Origin of the sequence: Pseudomonas sp. SBB6, from assembly GCF_024213215.1 — a bacterium.
Lineage (GTDB): Bacteria > Pseudomonadota > Gammaproteobacteria > Pseudomonadales > Pseudomonadaceae > Aquipseudomonas > Aquipseudomonas donghuensis.
The window spans coordinates 470,126-486,430 of record NZ_JANAVH010000004.1; the positions used below are offsets into that span (position 1 = coordinate 470,126).

Consider the following 16,305-nt stretch of genomic DNA (forward strand, 5'->3'; position numbering starts at 1 on the left):
GGAAACTCTTGAGGGAACAGGCGGCCATTATCCGCTTGTCTGTCTTGTTGCTTATACTTGCATCCAGACAATCTGCGCATAGATCCAGACAGCATGGCGATAAAGTACGTAAAAATTCCGCAATTCGAGGCTTTGCCGGCCCCGGTGTATTTTCGCTACGACGAGTTTGGCGCCGATACCCACAGCGCCGCCCACCGGCATGCCTGGGGCCAGCTCAACTATGCGGCGCACGGCATCATGCACCTGGAAATCGACGGCCAGCGCTTCATCTCGCCGCCGCATTATGCGGTGTGGGTGCCGCCCGATACCGAGCACAGCTGCTACAACCCGCAGGCCATTGTCTATCGCTCGGTGTACCTGGATCGCGCCCTGTGCCAGGGCCTGCCTGCCGAACCGTGCACCCTGGTGATCAGCGACATTCTCAAGGCCATTCTTGGCGATTTCGCCGCCCGTGACGTCAAGGTCCCTGAAGATGAAGCCGACCAGCGCCTGGCCCAGGTGCTGGTCGACCAGTTGCGCCGCGCACCGACCCAGGCCTGCTACCTGCCCTACGCACGCAGTGCCGGTCTGGGCGATGTGCTGCAGGCTCTGCATGCCGAGCCCGGCGACAATCGCCCGCTCGGCCATTGGGCCGCCAGCGTCCATGTCAGCGAACGCACCCTGGCCCGGCAGTTCATCCGCGAGCTGGGCATGAGCTTTGGCGAGTGGCGCCTGCGCCTGCGCTTTTTGCGCGCCATCGAGGCGCTGGAGCAGAACCTGCCGATCCAGCAGATTGCCTTCGACCTGGGCTACAGCAGCGCCTCGGCGTTCATCGCCATGTTCCAGCGCCAGGCCCACTGCACGCCTGAGCAGTACCGGCGCCAGGCTCGCGCTGGAGGTTTGTAAGAGTATTTGTCTACACTCTCGCCAAGGCTGCGCGTGGTGCGCGGCGACCAGGAGAAAACGCCATGAAGATGGTGCGTGTGCCGTTGCTGTTGCTGGGTTTGCTGATGTGTTCCCAAGGTTTTGCCGCCACGGCGCAACAGGAAAAAATGAAGACTTGTAACGCCGACGCCACGGCCAAGGCTCTCAAGGGCGATGAACGCAAGGCGTTCATGAGCACCTGCCTGAAAGCCAAGCCTGCGACCCAGCAGGAGAAAATGAAAACCTGCAACGCCGACGCCACCACCAAGGCGCTCAAGGGCGACGAGCGCAAGGCGTACATGAGTGACTGCCTGAAGAAAAAGTAACGTCTGCTGCTGGCGGCGGGCCCGCGGTCCTTGCGAGCCTGTCGCCACCCCCCTATGATCCGCGGCCCGGGCAGGATGGTTCATCCTGCACACTTCATCGCCAGGATCTTCATGAAAACGGACTTCAACTTCTCGCGCCAGCATCTGTTGCTCGGCTGCTCGGCGTTCTTTGTCGCAGCGTTTTTCTTCTACTCGATTGCCACGATCAACTACTGGATCGACGGCAGTGACCTGGTCTTTTTCAGCCTGCTGACCCTGTTGTCGGTCACCGCGCTGTTCAACATGATCTGTGGCAAGGAGATTGCCACCAGCCTGAGCTTGGAAGAGGGCAAGGTGCACTATTTCGACGGCAAGCAGTACCGGGTGGCGGTGCCGGTGGAGGAGATCACCGAGGTCAAGGTGCAGAACCTGCTGCTGTGCAATCGCCTGATCGTCGACTTCAGCGGCTCGCGCCGCCTCAGCCGCTTCAATGTCGAGAACGCCGAAGCCTTTCGCGACCAGCTTCAGTCGTCGGCGGCGTAAGTCACCGACTCGAGCCGGTCCAGACCCTCGCCGATAAACAGCGAGAATGGCCGGCCGGCGCGGTTGGCCAGTTCCCGGCAGTCGCTCTGCAGCAGGCCGACACGCAGGTCCTTGCCCGGGATCAGGTTCAGGCTCTGCTTGCCCAGTGAGCCGATCTCGAAGGCCATCTCGAAGGGGCGCCACGGGCTGCGCTGTGGCGTCCTTTCGGCTTGCCAGGCTTTGACCTGGCCATTGTGGATTCTCTCCCGCAGAACCGGGTCCTTGAAATCGAAGCGTGCCGGCAGTTGGGCGAACTGCATCGGCGCGTACTCGATGATGACCTGCGCACGTTCCGGTGGGCCATCGTCGAGCTGCACGATCGACCTGAACTTGAACGGCCCACCGGAAACCTCGGCCAACGCGTGACAGGTGATGATGCTCGACACCTGGCTGCTGGTTTCGGCGGCAAGTGCGCGTTCTTGCACCGTGGCGCTGGAAAGCACTTCGATCCGGTCACCAAGTTTGAGCTGCAGGGTCACCGGCCCCTGGATGCTGTCAACCGCCTCCCTCCACTGGTCGTACTTGGCGTCCGGCGCATGCGGCTCAAGGGTGACATCGACTTCCCAGGAGGTGGCAGCGCGGGCCCGGGGAATTTCATCGAGCAACTGGTGCAGGGCTTGGCGTTTGCTGGCCTCGAGTGAGCGCGAGACGCTGATGAGGATGACCCGACTGTCGTTCGAGTCGAGCTCGACCTCGATGTCTTCGGGATCGATTTTGAGTGCCAGGATGGCCTGGTACAGGTCATCGCCGTAGCGCGTGGCGAGGTCGCCGTAAAAGGATCTAACTGACTGCTGAAAGTGCAGGGTGGCGAAGTCTTCCGAACAGCCGCCAAGCAGCATCAACGGAAGCAGGACAAGCAGTTTGCGCATGGTCTGGAGCTCTTTGCCTTGAAGGTGGGAAGGCACAGAGGGACTCCTGTTTCGCTTACCTGCGAATGCGCTGCGAGGCGCCACCATTCCATCGGGGGGCGGCAATCATAGAAACATCACAACGGCATTGCCAGCCGCAGTGCCGCTGCATGCCACTATGCCTGCCGGGCGAAGGCTGGCAGACTGCCGGTTTTCCATGCCGTCGCCTTTCGAGGTTGTATGACCTTTACTCCGCGCCAGATCACCCTGGCCAGTTGGATCATCGTCTTCTCCGGCCTGTTGCTGGTGTTGCCGCTCAAGTTGTTGCCGAGCCTGCTGGCCGGTCTGCTGGTGTTCGAACTGGTCAACATGCTCACCCCCAAACTGCAGCACCTGATTGCCGGGCAACGGGCGCGCTGGCTGGCGGTGGCGTTGCTCGGCACCCTGGTGGTCAGCACCCTGACCCTGCTGTTCGCCGGCGCCATCAGTTTCTTGCTGCATGAAGCGGAAAACCCCGGGGCATCCCTGGACAAGTTCATGCTGCTGGTCGACCAGGCCCGCGGGCAGTTGCCGCCGTTCATCGATGCCTACCTGCCGGCCAGCGCCTCGGAGTTCAAAGTGGCCATCGGCGAATGGCTCAAGACCCACCTGGGTGAGCTGCAACTGGTGGGCAAGGGCGCGGCGCACATGTTCGTCACCCTGCTGATCGGCATGATCCTCGGCGCCATCGTTGCCCTGCAGCGCATCCCCGATATCTCCAAGCGCAAGCCCCTGGCGGCGGCGTTGTTCAACCGTCTGGCGCTTTTGGTGCAGGCGTTTCGCAACATCGTCTTTGCGCAGATCAAGATTTCCCTGCTCAACACCTTCTTCACCGGCATCTTCCTTGCCGTGGTACTGCCGCTGTTCGGCGTGCACCTGCCGCTGACCAAGACCCTGATCGTGCTGACCTTCCTGCTCGGCTTGCTGCCGGTGATCGGCAACCTGATGTCCAACACCCTGATCACCATCGTCGGCCTGTCGTTGTCGATCTGGGTAGCGATGGCGGCGCTCGGTTACCTGATCGTTATCCACAAGGTCGAGTACTTCCTCAACGCGCGGATCGTCGGCGGGCAGATCAGTGCCAAGTCGTGGGAATTGCTGCTGGCGATGCTGGTATGCGAGGCGGCGTTCGGCTTGCCGGGGGTGGTGGCGGGGCCGATTTACTACGCCTACCTGAAGAGTGAGTTGCGCCAGCAAGAGCTGGTGTGAACTGAAGGCTATCGCCGGCAAGGCCGGCTCCCACAGGGATAGTGTGCAGCAATACTTTGTGGGAGCCGGCGTTGCCGGCGAAAGGGCCGCAACGCGGCCCCGGCTATCTCAACCGTAACGCTTGCGCGCCTCGATCGCCAAGCCGCTGCCAATGCTGCCGAAGATGTTGCCTTCGACATGGCGGGCATTGGGCAGCATTGCCGCCACGCTCTGGCGCAAGGCCGGGATGCCGCTGGAACCGCCGGTGAAGAACACCGTGTCGACCTGCGCGACACCAACGCCGGCCTTGGCCAGCAACTCGCTGACACTGCCACGCACGCGCTCGAGCAGGTTGTCGATCGACTCTTCGAACAGCGCCCGGCTCAACTCGACGCTGAGGCCCGGCTCGACCCGCTTGAGGTCGACCAGGCGGCGCTCGTTGTGGGTCAGCTCGATCTTGGTTTCTTCCACTTCCATCGCCAGCCAGTGCCCGGCGCGCTGTTCGATCAGCTTGAACAGGCGGTCGATGCCGTCGGTGTCTTCGATGTCGTAGCGCATGCTGCCCAGGGCCAGCTGGGATTTTTGCGAGTACACCGAGTTGATGGTGTGCCAGGTGGCCAGGTTCATGTGGTGGCTGGTGGGCATGAAGGCACCGCTTTTCATCCGGCTGCCGTAGCCGAACAGCGGCATCACGCCTTGCAGGCTCAGCTGCTTGTCGAAGTCGGTACCGCCGATGTGCACGCCACCGGTGGCGAGGATGTCCTGCTGGCGGTCATCGAGCATGTGCCGCTCGGGGGCCAGGCGCACCAGGGAGAAGTCCGAAGTACCCCCGCCGATGTCGACGATCAGCACCAGCTCTTCGCCCTGGATGTTCGACTCATAGTCAAAGGCCGCGGCAATGGGTTCGTACTGAAACGACACGTGCTTGAAACCGATCTTCTTCGCGACTTCCGCCAGGGTGTCTTCGGCTTCCTGGTCGGCGGCCTGGTCGTCATCGACGAAATGCACCGGGCGGCCCAGTACTACCTCGTCGAAGGCACGGCCGGCATTGGCTTCGGCGCGCTTTTTCAGTTCGCCGATGAACATGCCCAGCAGGTCCTTGAACGGCAGCGCGGTACCCAGCACGCTGGTGTCGTGCTTGATCAGCTTGGAACCCAGCAGGCTCTTGAGCGAGCGCATCAGGCGGCCTTCATAGCCTTCGAGGTATTCGTGCAGGGCCAGGCGGCCGTACACCGGGCGGCGCTCCTCGATATTGAAGAACACCACCGACGGCAGGGTGATCTTGCCGTCTTCCAGGGCGATCAACGACTCCACGCCCGGGCGGTGCCAGCCGACGGTGGAGTTGGAGGTGCCAAAGTCGATGCCGCAGGCACGGGCCGGGGATGCGTCACTCATGGGTTGTACTTCCGGGGAAAAACGGCCGCGCAGTTTATGCCAGCCGTCAGCAGAATCAAGACCGATTATCTGCTTTGCAGCAAACCCATGGGCACCTTGAAAGGCTATGCTTGACCCCAATCTACACAAGCATTCGATTAACCCATGGTGATTCCTTAGATGGACTTCAAAGACTATTACAAGATTCTTGGCGTAGAGCCGACGGCGGATGACAAGGCGATCAAGACCGCCTACCGCAAGCTCGCGCGCAAGTATCACCCCGACGTCAGCAAAGAGCGTGACGCCGAGGATAAATTCAAGGAGGCCAACGAGGCCTATGAAGCCCTGAGCAGCCCGGAAAAACGCGCCGAGTACGACGAACTGCGCAAATACGGCCAGCACGGCCGGCCGTTCCAGGGCCCGCCAGGCTGGCAAAGCCGCGGCTCGGCAGGCGCCGGCGGCTTTGGTGACGGTGGCGATTTTTCCGATTTCTTCAGCTCGATCTTCGGTTCGCGCGGTGGCAATGGCAATCCATTTGGCCGCGGCCAGCAACGCAGTGCCGGACGGCGGGGGCAAGACGTGGAAATGGAACTGGCGATTTTCCTTGAAGAGACCCTGTCCAGCGAGTCCAAGCAGATCAGCTTCCAGGTGCCGCAGCACAACGCCAATGGTCAGCGCACCGGCTTTACCACCAAGACCCTGAACGTGAAGATTCCGGCCGGCGTCAGCGACGGCGAGAAAATCCGTCTCAAGGGCCAGGGCGCACCGGGCGTCGGTGGCGGAGCCAATGGCGACTTGTTCCTGACCATTCGCATGGCACCGCACCCGCTGTTCGATGTCGAAGGTCATGACCTGATCATCACCGTGCCGCTGGCACCGTGGGAGGCCGCACTGGGCACCAAGGTGGCGATGCCGACCCTGACCGGCAAGGTCAACCTGACCATTCGTCCGGACAGCCAGAACGGCCAGCGCCTGCGGATCAAGGGCATGGGCCTGGGCAACAAGCACGGCCAGCGCGGCGACCTGTTCGCGCAATTGAAAGTGGTGATGCCGAGCCAGTCCGATGCCGCCGCCCGCGAGCTGTGGACCAAGTTGTCGGAAAAGGCCGCATTCAACCCGAGGACACAATGGAGTAGCTGATCATGAGCAGTACCCTGGTCGTTCAACTGGACATGCAGACCCTCTGTCAGGAAGCCGATTTACCGGCGGCCTACGTGATCGAAATCGTCGAACACGGCATTGTCGAGCCTTCCGGGCGAACGCCGGAAGACTGGCTGTTTGACGATCAGGCGCCGGTGCTGGCCAAGCGCGCGGCCAAGCTGCATCACGATCTGCAGCTGGAGTGGGAAGGGGTGGCGCTGGCCCTGGAGCTGCTGGAGGAAGTGCAGCAACTGCGCAGCGAGAACAGCATGCTCAGGCAGCGTTTGGGGCGGTTTGTGCAGGGCTGAGTTCATTGCGTCCGCTGCGCGACCGATCGCCGGCAACGCCGGCTCCCACACTGGCCCTGTGCATGCAGTACCCTGTGGGAGCCGGCCTTGCCGGCGATTGGCCCTGAAGACCTAGAGCAATTTGTAGTACAGCGCCGTTGCCCGATAGACTCCGTCCGGCCCACAGGCGTAATCCGGAATCTCCCCGGCCTTGCTGTACCCCAGCGACCGATAAAAAGCTTCGGCCTCCGAGCCAGCCTCGGTATCCAGGTACAGCATGCCGCGCTGCTTCTGCCGCGCCACCAGTTCCAGTGCCTGCATCAGTTGCTGGCCAAGGCCCCGGCGCCGTGCCGCGCTGTGCACCAGCAGTTTTTGCACTTCAGCCCGGTTCAAGCCATTGGGCTTAAGGCACAAGCCCAGCTGGACACTGCCCAGCACTTCCTTGTCCTTGCCCACCACCCACAGCAACAGCTCGCCGCTGACCAGGCGCTGGCGCACCTCCTCGAAATAGCCCTCGGCCTGCTGCGCATCGATATCCGCCAGAAACCCCACCGAGGCGCCGTGTTGCACGGCATCAAGCAGCAACGCCACCAGGCCGTCGCGGTAATAGGCAAGGCTTTCATGGGTTACACGATTAAGCTGCGCAGCATTCACAGGCGTCACTCCATTGTCGGGGGCAGGGCATCCGGGTTGAGGATCAACTGCATAAAGGTCAGGTCCAGCCAGCGGCCAAACTTCACCCCGACCTGGGGCATCTGCCCGTTGAGGGTGAAGCCCAGGCGCTGATGCAGGCGAATCGAGGCGGCGTTGCCGCTTTCGATGGCGGCGACCATCACGTGTTTGTCGCAGGCGCGGGCCCGTTCGATCAGCGCCTGCATCAGCTTGGGACCCAGGCCGTTGCCGCGCTGGTCATTGCGGATGTACACCGAGTGCTCGACGGTATGGCGAAAACCTTCGAACGGCCGCCAGTCGCCAAACGAAGCATAGCCGAGTACCTCGTTGGCAGCGTTCACCGCCACCAGGATCGGATAACCCTGGGCCTGGCGAGCATCGAACCAGGCCTGGCGGTTGCCCAGATCGACCGCTTGCTCGTTCCAGATCGCCGTGGTGTTGAGCACGGCGTCGTTATAGATATCGCGAATGCCCGTCAGGTCGGCAGGCACTGCATCGCGCAACAGGTAAGTCATGGCAGGTTCTCGAACAGGGGCATGGTGATCGGCTCAGGTTAAATGGTTACCAGGCCGCGCACACCTTCGGCTTCCATAGTTTCGCCACGCCCGGCCTGGATGATTTCACCGCGCGACATCACCAGGTACTGGTCGGCAAGCTCCGCGGCAAAGTCGTAGAACTGCTCGACCAGCAGGATCGCCATGTCGCCACGGGCGGCAAGCGTGCTGATGACCGCGCCGATCTCCTTGATGACTGAAGGTTGAATGCCCTCGGTGGGCTCGTCGAGGATCAGCAGGCGCGGCTGGCTGGCCAGGGCGCGGCCGATGGCCAGTTGTTGTTGCTGGCCACCGGAGAGGTCGCCGCCACGGCGCTGTTTCATCTGCAGCAGCACCGGGAACAGCTCGTAGATGAACACCGGCACGCTGTGGGCCTGGCTGGCGCCAAAGCGCGACAGGCCCATCAGCAGGTTCTCCTCGACGCTCAGACGCGGGAAAATCTCGCGGCCCTGGGGCACGTAGGCGATGCCGGCGTGCACCCGCTGGTGCGGCTTGAGCGCAGTGATCGCCTGGCCTTCCCAGTGCACGCTGCCTTCGCGGGTGGGCAGCAGGCCCATCAGGCAGCGCAGCAGGGTGGTCTTGCCGACGCCATTGCGGCCTAACAGGCAGGTGACTTCACCGACCTTGGCCTCGAACGACAAGCCGCGCAGGATGTGGCTGCCGCCGTAGTATTGGTGCAGTGAGTCGATTTTCAGCATGTTGTCGTCCTTTGTTGGCCTCATCGCCCGAGGTAAACCTCGATCACCCGGTCATCCGCCTGCACCTGCTCCAGCGACCCCTCGGCCAGCACACTGCCCTGGTGCAGCACGGTGACGTGGTCGGCGATGCTGCCGACAAAGCCCATGTCATGCTCGACCACCATCAGCGAATGCTTGCCGGCCAGGCTTTTGAACAGTTCGGCGGTGAATTCGGTTTCGGCATCGGTCATGCCCGCCACCGGCTCATCCAGCAGCAGTAACTGCGGGTCCTGCATCAGCAGCATGCCGATCTCCAGGAACTGCTTCTGGCCGTGGGAGAGCAAACCGGCCGGGCGTTGGGCCGAAGCGCTCAGGCCAATGGTCTGCAGGATCTCGTCGATGCGCTCGCGCTGCTCGCCGCTCAGGCGCGCCACCAGGCTGGCCAGCACCGACTTGTCGGCCTTCTGCGCCAGCTCCAGGTTTTCGAACACGCTCAGGGCCTCGAACACCGTCGGCTTCTGGAACTTGCGGCCGATCCCGGCCTGGGCGATCTGCACCTCGCTCATGCGCGTCAGGTCCAGGGTGTCGCCGAACCAGGCCTTGCCGCTGGTAGGGCGGGTCTTGCCGGTGATCACATCCATCAGGGTGGTCTTGCCGGCGCCGTTGGGGCCGATGATGCAGCGCAGCTCACCGACGCCGATGTACAGGTTGAGGTTGTTCAGCGCCTTGAAACCGTCGAAGCTGACGTTGATGTCTTCCAAGGTCAGTACCGTGCCGTGGCGCACCTCCAGGCCTTCGCCGCGGCGCTGGCCGAGGCCGATGGCATCGCGGCCGCTGCCAGCATCGAGGATCGGTTCGAGCATGAATTCCGGGTGCACCGGCGGTAGTGGGATGGCTCTCATTGTTCGCCCCTTTTGTTCAGCAGACCGACCACGCCCCGTGGCAGGTACAGGGTCACCAGGATGAACAGCGCTCCGAGGCAGAACAGCCAGTACTCGGGAAAGGCCACGGTGAACCAGCTCTTCATGCCGTTGACCAGGCCGGCCCCCAGCAGCGGCCCGATCAGTGTGCCGCGCCCGCCGAGGGCGACCCACACAGCAGCTTCGATGGAGTTGGTCGGCGACATCTCGCTAGGGTTGATGATGCCCACCTGCGGCACGTACAAGGCCCCGGCCAGACCGCACAGCACCGCGCTCAGCACCCAGACGAACAACTTGAAACCGCGCGGGTCGTAGCCGCAGAACATCAGGCGGTTCTCGGCATCGCGCAGAGCGGTCAGGACCCGCCCGAACTTGCTCCGGGCCAGGCGCCAACCCAGGTACAGGCTGGCCACCAGCAAGGCGACGGTGAGCAGGAACAGCACCGCGCGGGTGCTTTGCGCGGTGATTTCAAAGCCGAGGATGCTGCGAAAATGGGTGAAGCCGTTGTTGCCGCCAAAGCCGGTCTCGTTGCGAAAGAACAGCAGCATGCCGGCGAAGGTCAGGGCCTGGGTCATGATCGAGAAATACACGCCCTTGATCCGCGAACGGAAGGCGAAGTAGCCGAACACCAGCGCCAGCAACCCCGGCGCCAGCACCACCAGGCACAGGGCCCAGGCAAAGTGCTGGGTGCCGGCCCAGTACCAGGGCAGCTCGCTCCACGACAGGAAGGTCATGAACGCTGGCAGGCCATCGCCGGCCGCTTCGCGCATCAGGTACATGCCCATGGCATAGCCGCCGAGGGCGAAGAACAGGCCGTGGCCCAGCGACAGCAACCCGGCATAGCCCCAGACCAGGTCCAGGGCCAGGGCGACAATGGCGTAGCAGAGGATCTTGCCGACCAGGGTCAGGGTGTAGGCCGAGACCTGCAGGCTGTGCCCGGCGGGCAGCAACGACAGCACTGGCAGGGCCAGCAGCACCAGTAGCACCGTGGTGCCGATGGCCAGGGTCCAGCGCGGGCCGGCCTTCTGGCTGGCGGTAACAAGCAGAGGCTGGTTCATCAGTCGATTACCCGTCCCTTGAGCGCGAAGAGGCCTTGCGGGCGTTTCTGGATGAACAGAATGATCAGCGCAAGGATGAGGATCTTGCCGAGCACTGCACCGATCTGCGGCTCCAGCAGTTTGTTGGCGATGCCAAGGCCGAAGGCCGCCCAGAGGCTGCCGGCCAGTTGCCCGACGCCGCCCAGCACCACCACCAGGAACGAGTCGATGATGTAGCTCTGGCCCAGGTCCGGGCCGACGTTGCCGATCTGGCTCAGGGCCACGCCACCGAGCCCGGCGATACCGGAGCCGAGACCAAAGGCAAGCATGTCCACACGCCCGGTCGGTACGCCGCAGCAGGCGGCCATGTTGCGGTTCTGGGTGACTGCACGCACGTTCAGGCCCAGGCGCGTGCGGTTGAGCAGCAACCAGGTCAGCAGCACCACGAACAGCGCGAAGGCGATGATCACCAGGCGGCTGTAGGGCAGCACCAGGTTGGGCAGCACCTGGAGGCCACCGGAGAGCCAGGCCGGGTTGGCCACTTCGACGTTCTGTGCGCCGAACAGCAGGCGGATGGCCTGGATCAGGATCAGGCTGATGCCCCAGGTGGCCAGCAGGGTTTCCAGCGGGCGGCCATACAGGTGGCGGATCACCGTGCGCTCCAGGAGCATGCCGACCCCGGCACTGACGGCGAAGGCCACCGGCAGGGCAATCAGCGGGTAGAACTCGATGGCCCCGGGCGCATAGCGTTGCACCAGGACCTGCACGACATAGGTGGCGTAGGCGCCGAGCATGAGCATCTCGCCGTGGGCCATGTTGATCACCCCGAGCAGGCCGAAGGTGATGGCCAGGCCCAGGGCCGCGAGCAACAGAATCGAACCCAGCGACAGGCCGCTGAAGGCCTGGCCGAGCAGCTCGCCAAACAGCAGCTTGCGCTTGACCTGGGCCAGGCTGGTTTCGGCGGCGGTACGCACGCCGGCGTTGTTCTCGACACCGGGTTCGAGCAGCGCTTCCAATCGGGTGCGGGCCATCGGGTCGCCGGTTTCGCCGAGCAGGCGCACCGCCGCCAGGCGCACGGCCGGGTCGCGGTCGACCAGTTGCAGGTTGGCCAGGGCCAGAGCCAATGCCGCATGGACGGCGGCGTCGGCTTCGCTGGCGAAGCGCCGGTCGAGGAAGGCAACCTGGGCCGGCTGGGCGCTTTTTTGCAGTTGCTGGGCAGCCGCCAGGCGCACTGTGCTATCTGCGCTGAGCAACTGATGGCTGGCCAGGGCGTTATCCACAAGCCCGCGCAAGCGGTTGTTCAGGCGCAGTTTGCGGGTGTCGCCGGGGGCGATGCGGCCTTGTTGCAGAGCGCTCAGCAGTTCAAGGCGGGCCGGGTCCGGTTGCGCCGCCCAGTCCTGGAGCAGGCGCGCCTGCTCATTGGCCTTGGCGGCGATGAAGTAGTCTGCGTCGCTGGCCTGGGCAGTCAGGGGCAACAGCAGGAGGCTGAGGAAAAGGCACAGGAGGGCCTTGGGCATGACGGTTTCCTTGTGGTGTGCTTTGCGGCCTCATCGCGGGTCAAGCCCGCTCCCACAAGGGCTGTGCAAACCCTGTGTGAGCGAGCGTGACCCGCGATGGGCTCAGTTGCCCTTCACCGCATAATCCGGCCGCTTGTCGTTGCCCGGAATGAACGGGCTCCACGGCTGCGCACGCAGCGGCTGCTCGGTTTCCCAGACCACATTGAACTGGCCGTCATCCTGGATCTCGCCGATCATCACCGGCTTGTGCAGGTGGTGATTGCTCTTGTCCATGGTCAGGGTGTAGCCCGACGGCGCCTTGAAGGTCTGCCCGGCCAGGGCCTCGCGGACCTTGTCGACATCGGTGGACTTGGCTTTCTCGACCGCCTGGGCCCACATGTGGATGCCGACGTAGGTAGCCTCCATCGGGTCGTTGGTCACCGCCTTGTCGGCGCCTGGCAGGTTCTTGGCCTTGGCGTAGGCCTTCCAATCGGCGACGAACTGGCTGTTGACCGGGTTATCCACCGACTCGAAGTAGTTCCACGCCGCCAGGTGGCCGACCAACGGTTCGGTGTCGATGCCGCGCAGTTCTTCCTCGCCCACCGAGAAGGCCACCACCGGTACGTCGGTGGCTTTCAGGCCCTGGTTGGCCAGTTCCTTGTAGAACGGCACGTTGGAGTCGCCGTTGACCGTGGAGATGACCGCGGTCTTGCCGCCGGCGGAGAACTTTTTGATGTTGGCGACGATGGTCTGGTAATCGCTGTGGCCGAACGGCGTGTAGACCTCTTCGATGTCCTTGTCGGCCACGCCCTTGCTGTGCAGGAAGGCGCGCAAGATCTTGTTGGTGGTGCGCGGGTAGACGTAGTCGGTACCCAGCAGGAAGTAGCGCTTGGCGCCGCCGCCGTCTTCGCTCATCAGGTATTCCACCGCCGGGATCGCCTGCTGGTTGGGTGCGGCACCGGTGTAGAAGACGTTCGGCGACATCTCTTCGCCCTCATACTGCACCGGGTAGAACAGCAGGCCATTGAGCTCTTCGAACACCGGCAGTACCGACTTGCGCGACACCGAGGTCCAGCAGCCAAACACCACCGCGACCTTGTCCTGGGTCAGCAACTGGCGGCCCTTTTCGGCGAACAGCGGCCAGTTCGAGGCCGGGTCGACCACCACCGGTTCCAGCAGCTTGCCGTTGACCCCACCCTTGGCGTTGATTTGCTCGATGGTCATCAGGGCCATGTCCTTGAGCGAGGTCTCGGAAATCGCCATGGTCCCCGACAGCGAATGCAGGATGCCGACCTTGATGGTCTCGGCGGCCTGGATGCTCCAGCTCAGGCCCATGGCCGCGATGGACGCGCTGAGGGTAAAGGCCTTGATCAGACTGCGACGCTTCATAGTGCTCTCTCCATGGAATCGGATGTTCTGTTGGGCAGATGGCGACTTCGCCCAAGAGCGTTAGCAAGGGCTGTGCCGGGTAGAGCGAGGCTGTCTGGGACAGGGGTTTCATGGGGATTTGCGACGGCAATGAAGCGTGCCTGCACCGTGATGGCGCCGGGACCTGTGCGCTGCAAACTTGTCTGCACAGCTTTGGTTCGCGGGGGTATCATCGCCGCCTTCAACACCGTTCAGGGACGACGACAGTGAACCAACTCGCGTGTGCAGGGATGCTGGTGGCCGGCGTGTGGGCCGCAATGGGGCAGGTGCAGGCCAGCGAGCCCTCCTCGCTGTATTTTCGCTGCACCATGACCGCTGCCCAGTACGCCGAGGCCAAGGCCGCGCCGCCGGGCGGGGCGCCAGCCTTCGATGATTGGCAGCAATGGTTCGACAGCCAGGGGATGTATGGCCCGGGCAAGGTCAGGAGTGAAGACCTGCGGCCGCTGGTAGCGCGAAACCTTAGAGAGCTGGTCGGCGTCACTGGCTGGGGCACGTACTCGGAGTACGACGAGAAGGCGGGCGCCTGGCGTTTCGCCCTGTTGCAGTTCAGCGAGAACTACGGCGAGATGATCTCGCTGCTGGCGCCGCTACGCAGCGTCGCACCCTATTGCGCGGCCGACTCCGACAGTTTCATGCTGGTCTACTCGTACATCTGGGGTAACGGCGACGACGCCTACCTGACCCTCAACGGCCGCAGCCAGTTCGCCAAGGCACCGACGCCGGCCCAGCGCAAGGAGGCCGACGCGGTGCTGGCCGAGCTGCTCAAGGCAGCAGAAGGTTAATCAACGATCACCCACGGAACAAGGAACGACCCGATGGAAGCTTCATCGCTATACATTCGCTGCAACTTCACCCCCGCTGCCTATCAGGCCGCCATGAGCGCGCCGGCGGCCAACCCGCGGCAGTTCGATGATTGGCAACGCTGGTATGACAGCAAGGACGCCTACGGGGCGGGCGAGCTGTCCGCCCATGACCTGGACCGATCCACTACCTGCAGCCTGGGCGACCTGATCGCAGGCTGGGTTGAGTTCTCCCCGGGTAGCCGCAGTCATTACGATGAGCAGACCGGGGTGTGGACGTTCGCCGTGCTGGAGTTCACTGACAATTATGGCGAGATGCTGCAACTGCTGGCGCCCCTGCGGCAGGTCGCGCACTACGCCGACGTCGATTCGGACAGTTTTCTGCTGATCTATTCGTACATCTGGGGCAATGGCATCGATGCCTGCCTGAGCCTTGGCCAGGGCCGCAGTGAGTTCATCGACGGCCCGAGCGAGGCACAGCGCGCCGAGGCCGACGCCGCACTGGAACAGTTGTGGGACAGTGTGGCGGCGGCGTACGAGCAGGGCGGCCTGTAGTTCGGCTGATCAGCTGTCGGCGTTGGCTATCAGCAGCGCGCGGTTACGCCGCACGAACTGGTAGGTCACGGTCAGCAACACGAACCACAGCGGCGTGACGATCAGCGCCTGGCGGGTATCGTGCTCCAGGCCCAGCAGCACCAGGATGAAGGCGAAGAACGCCAGGCACACCCAGCACATCAAGCGCCCGCCAGGCATCTTGTACTTCGAGGCCTGGTGCAGCGCCGCGCGCTGCTTGCGGTAGCTCAGGTAAGACAGCAGGATCAGGGTCCAGACAAACATGAACAGGATCGCCGATACCGTGGTCACCAGGGTGAAGGCTTCGATCAGGTCGGGGACCACATACATCAGTGCGGCGCCCAGCAGCAGGCAGGTGCAGGAGAAGTACAGGCCGTTGGCCGGCACCTTGCGGCTGGAAAGGTGTTCGAAGCTGCGGGGTGCATCACCCTGCTGGGCCAGGCCGAAGAGCATGCGGCTGGTGGAGAACACACCGCTGTTGGCCGACGAGGCCGCCGAGGTCAGCACCACGAAGTTGATGATGCTGGCCGCCGCCGGCAGGCCGGCGAGCACGAACAGTTCCACGAACGGGCTCTTGCCGGGCACCACGTCGCGCCATGGCGTGACCGCCATGATGGTGATCAGCGCCAGCACGTAGAAGACGATGATGCGCACCGGGATCGAGTTGATTGCCCGCGGCAGGTTGCGCTCCGGGTTCTTCGCTTCGGCGGCGGTGGTGCCCACCAGTTCGATGCCGACGAAGGCGAACACGGCAATCTGGAATCCGGCAAAAAAGCCCATCAGGCCATGGGGGAACATGCCCTGGTCATTCCACAGGTTGGCAATGTCGGCGGTGCGCCCGGCGGGCGACTGGAAGCCGGCCATGACCATGTACAGACCGGTGCCGACCAGGGCGACGATAGCGACGATCTTGATCATGGCGAACCAGAACTCGATTTCGCCGAACATCTTCACCGTGATCAGGTTCAGTGACAGCAGCAGGCCGACACAGGCAATCGCCGGCGCCCATTGCGGCAAGTCAGGGAACCAGAACTGCGAATAGGCCGAGATCGCGATGACATCGGCGATGCCGGTGATGATCCAGCAGAACCAGTAGGTCCAGCCGGTAAAGTAGCCGGCCCAGGGCCCGAGCAGGTCGGCGGAGAAATCGATGAACGACTTGTAGTTGAGGTTCGACAGCAGCAGTTCGCCCATGGCACGCATGACGAAGAACAGCATGAAACCGATGATCATGTAGACGAAGATGATCGACGGACCGGCCAGGCTGATGGTCTTGCCCGAGCCCATGAACAGGCCGGTGCCGATAGCGCCACCGATGGCGATCAGTTGGATATGGCGGTTGGACAGGCTGCGTTGCAGGTGGTCATGGTCATCGGGAGCGGGGTGTTGCGGGGGCAGGTTCACAGTCATCGGCAGGCATTCCGTTGAGGTCAGTCTTGTTGTGCGCCGCTAGGCTAACACGCGCCTTCCTGGCGCTAGCGC

18 protein-coding genes are annotated in these 16,305 nt (G+C 63.3%); 8 read left to right on the forward strand and 10 right to left on the reverse strand.

What is annotated here, in order from left to right; all coding sequences use genetic code 11:
- Positions 1-93 precede the first annotated feature (93 nt).
- The 3 genes from NLX68_RS10930 (at position 94) to NLX68_RS10940 (ending at position 1,751) form a co-directional block, all read left to right on the forward strand.
- Positions 94-885: a helix-turn-helix transcriptional regulator gene (locus NLX68_RS10930; RefSeq protein WP_254283983.1), complete on the forward strand. Its 792-nt coding sequence runs from the start codon at positions 94-96 to the stop codon at positions 883-885.
- Between the two features lie 62 nt (positions 886-947).
- Positions 948-1,229, forward strand: coding sequence for a PsiF family protein (locus NLX68_RS10935; RefSeq protein WP_254283984.1), 282 nt, complete (start codon positions 948-950; stop codon positions 1,227-1,229).
- Positions 1,230-1,340: 111 nt separating this feature from the next.
- Positions 1,341-1,751, forward strand: a complete 411-nt coding sequence (locus tag NLX68_RS10940; protein WP_254283985.1) for a hypothetical protein — start codon at positions 1,341-1,343, stop codon at positions 1,749-1,751.
- On the opposite strand, the gene NLX68_RS10945 is transcribed toward NLX68_RS10940, so the two are convergent.
- Positions 1,733-2,659 (reverse strand): hypothetical protein, encoded by a 927-nt coding sequence (locus NLX68_RS10945; protein ID WP_254283986.1) that lies wholly within the window; start codon positions 2,657-2,659, stop codon positions 1,733-1,735. The two genes, NLX68_RS10940 and NLX68_RS10945, sit on opposite strands and share 19 nt — an antisense overlap.
- Positions 2,660-2,878: 219 nt before the next feature.
- Between NLX68_RS10945 and NLX68_RS10950 the strand changes: the two genes are divergently transcribed.
- Positions 2,879-3,886 (forward strand): AI-2E family transporter, encoded by a 1,008-nt coding sequence (locus NLX68_RS10950; RefSeq protein WP_010221643.1) that lies wholly within the window; start codon positions 2,879-2,881, stop codon positions 3,884-3,886.
- A gap of 108 nt (positions 3,887-3,994) precedes the next feature.
- Here the strand turns inward: NLX68_RS10950 and NLX68_RS10955 are convergent, their stop codons facing one another.
- Positions 3,995-5,260 carry an Hsp70 family protein gene (locus tag NLX68_RS10955; protein WP_254283987.1) on the reverse strand — a complete coding sequence of 422 codons (1,266 nt, stop codon included), beginning with the start codon at positions 5,258-5,260 and terminating at the stop codon, positions 3,995-3,997.
- Between the two features lie 159 nt (positions 5,261-5,419).
- Here NLX68_RS10955 and cbpA point away from each other — a divergent pair, with 159 nt between their 5' ends.
- Together cbpA and NLX68_RS10965 are read left to right on the forward strand one after the other, a co-directional pair.
- Positions 5,420-6,379, forward strand: coding sequence for a curved DNA-binding protein (gene cbpA / locus NLX68_RS10960; RefSeq protein ID WP_254283988.1), 960 nt, complete (start codon positions 5,420-5,422; stop codon positions 6,377-6,379).
- A gap of 2 nt (positions 6,380-6,381) precedes the next feature.
- Positions 6,382-6,687, forward strand: coding sequence for a chaperone modulator CbpM (locus NLX68_RS10965; protein WP_010221646.1), 306 nt, complete (start codon positions 6,382-6,384; stop codon positions 6,685-6,687).
- A gap of 111 nt (positions 6,688-6,798) precedes the next feature.
- Here NLX68_RS10965 and NLX68_RS10970 read toward each other — a convergent pair whose 3' ends face one another.
- The 7 genes from NLX68_RS10970 to urtA all read right to left on the reverse strand — a co-directional run bounded on the left by NLX68_RS10970 (position 6,799) and on the right by urtA (position 13,411).
- Complete coding sequence (locus tag NLX68_RS10970; protein WP_254283989.1) at positions 6,799-7,320, reverse strand: GNAT family N-acetyltransferase; 522 nt, start codon at positions 7,318-7,320, stop codon at positions 6,799-6,801.
- 5 nt (positions 7,321-7,325) lie between these two features.
- Positions 7,326-7,853, reverse strand: coding sequence for a GNAT family N-acetyltransferase (locus tag NLX68_RS10975; RefSeq protein ID WP_254283990.1), 528 nt, complete (start codon positions 7,851-7,853; stop codon positions 7,326-7,328).
- Between the two features lie 38 nt (positions 7,854-7,891).
- Positions 7,892-8,590: an urea ABC transporter ATP-binding subunit UrtE gene (gene urtE / locus NLX68_RS10980; protein ID WP_254283991.1), complete on the reverse strand. Its 699-nt coding sequence runs from the start codon at positions 8,588-8,590 to the stop codon at positions 7,892-7,894.
- Between the two features lie 20 nt (positions 8,591-8,610).
- On the reverse strand, positions 8,611-9,432 hold the full coding sequence (urtD, locus tag NLX68_RS10985) for an urea ABC transporter ATP-binding protein UrtD (protein ID WP_254284070.1): 822 nt from the start codon (positions 9,430-9,432) through the stop codon (positions 8,611-8,613).
- A 35-nt stretch (positions 9,433-9,467) separates the two neighbouring features.
- A complete protein-coding gene (gene urtC / locus NLX68_RS10990) occupies positions 9,468-10,547 on the reverse strand; it encodes an urea ABC transporter permease subunit UrtC (RefSeq protein ID WP_254283992.1) in 1,080 nt (359 codons plus the stop codon).
- Positions 10,547-12,043, reverse strand: a complete 1,497-nt coding sequence (urtB, locus tag NLX68_RS10995; protein WP_254283993.1) for an urea ABC transporter permease subunit UrtB — start codon at positions 12,041-12,043, stop codon at positions 10,547-10,549. The genes urtC and urtB overlap by 1 nt, the downstream gene beginning before the upstream one ends.
- Positions 12,044-12,145: 102 nt before the next feature.
- Positions 12,146-13,411 (reverse strand): urea ABC transporter substrate-binding protein, encoded by a 1,266-nt coding sequence (gene urtA / locus NLX68_RS11000; protein ID WP_254283994.1) that lies wholly within the window; start codon positions 13,409-13,411, stop codon positions 12,146-12,148.
- A 245-nt stretch (positions 13,412-13,656) separates the two neighbouring features.
- Between urtA and NLX68_RS11005 the strand changes: the two genes are divergently transcribed.
- The gene (locus tag NLX68_RS11005) at positions 13,657-14,232 is read left to right on the forward strand and encodes a hypothetical protein (protein ID WP_254283995.1); all 576 of its coding nucleotides are present in this window, start codon (positions 13,657-13,659) and stop codon (positions 14,230-14,232) included.
- 33 nt (positions 14,233-14,265) lie between these two features.
- Positions 14,266-14,805 (forward strand): hypothetical protein, encoded by a 540-nt coding sequence (locus NLX68_RS11010; protein WP_254283996.1) that lies wholly within the window; start codon positions 14,266-14,268, stop codon positions 14,803-14,805.
- Positions 14,806-14,814: 9 nt separating this feature from the next.
- Here the strand turns inward: NLX68_RS11010 and cycA are convergent, their stop codons facing one another.
- A complete protein-coding gene (cycA, locus tag NLX68_RS11015; protein ID WP_254283997.1) occupies positions 14,815-16,233 on the reverse strand; it encodes a D-serine/D-alanine/glycine transporter in 1,419 nt (472 codons plus the stop codon).
- Positions 16,234-16,305: the final 72 nt, after the last annotated feature.

Coding starts and splice junctions, on each gene's coding strand:
- NLX68_RS10930 (WP_254283983.1), top strand. CDS start 94: ATGGCGATAAAGTACGTAAAAATTCCGCAATTCGAGGCTTTGCCGGCC.
- NLX68_RS10935 (WP_254283984.1), top strand. CDS start 948: ATGAAGATGGTGCGTGTGCCGTTGCTGTTGCTGGGTTTGCTGATGTGT.
- urtD (WP_254284070.1), bottom strand. CDS start 9,432: ATGCTCGAACCGATCCTCGATGCTGGCAGCGGCCGCGATGCCATCGGC.
- cycA (WP_254283997.1), bottom strand. CDS start 16,233: ATGACTGTGAACCTGCCCCCGCAACACCCCGCTCCCGATGACCATGAC.
- urtB (WP_254283993.1), bottom strand. CDS start 12,043: ATGCCCAAGGCCCTCCTGTGCCTTTTCCTCAGCCTCCTGCTGTTGCCC.
- NLX68_RS10945 (WP_254283986.1), bottom strand. CDS start 2,659: ATGCGCAAACTGCTTGTCCTGCTTCCGTTGATGCTGCTTGGCGGCTGT.
- NLX68_RS11010 (WP_254283996.1), top strand. CDS start 14,266: ATGGAAGCTTCATCGCTATACATTCGCTGCAACTTCACCCCCGCTGCC.
- urtA (WP_254283994.1), bottom strand. CDS start 13,411: ATGAAGCGTCGCAGTCTGATCAAGGCCTTTACCCTCAGCGCGTCCATC.
- NLX68_RS10950 (WP_010221643.1), top strand. CDS start 2,879: ATGACCTTTACTCCGCGCCAGATCACCCTGGCCAGTTGGATCATCGTC.
- NLX68_RS10940 (WP_254283985.1), top strand. CDS start 1,341: ATGAAAACGGACTTCAACTTCTCGCGCCAGCATCTGTTGCTCGGCTGC.
- urtC (WP_254283992.1), bottom strand. CDS start 10,547: ATGAACCAGCCTCTGCTTGTTACCGCCAGCCAGAAGGCCGGCCCGCGC.
- NLX68_RS10975 (WP_254283990.1), bottom strand. CDS start 7,853: ATGACTTACCTGTTGCGCGATGCAGTGCCTGCCGACCTGACGGGCATT.
- cbpA (WP_254283988.1), top strand. CDS start 5,420: ATGGACTTCAAAGACTATTACAAGATTCTTGGCGTAGAGCCGACGGCG.
- NLX68_RS10955 (WP_254283987.1), bottom strand. CDS start 5,260: ATGAGTGACGCATCCCCGGCCCGTGCCTGCGGCATCGACTTTGGCACC.
- NLX68_RS10965 (WP_010221646.1), top strand. CDS start 6,382: ATGAGCAGTACCCTGGTCGTTCAACTGGACATGCAGACCCTCTGTCAG.
- urtE (WP_254283991.1), bottom strand. CDS start 8,590: ATGCTGAAAATCGACTCACTGCACCAATACTACGGCGGCAGCCACATC.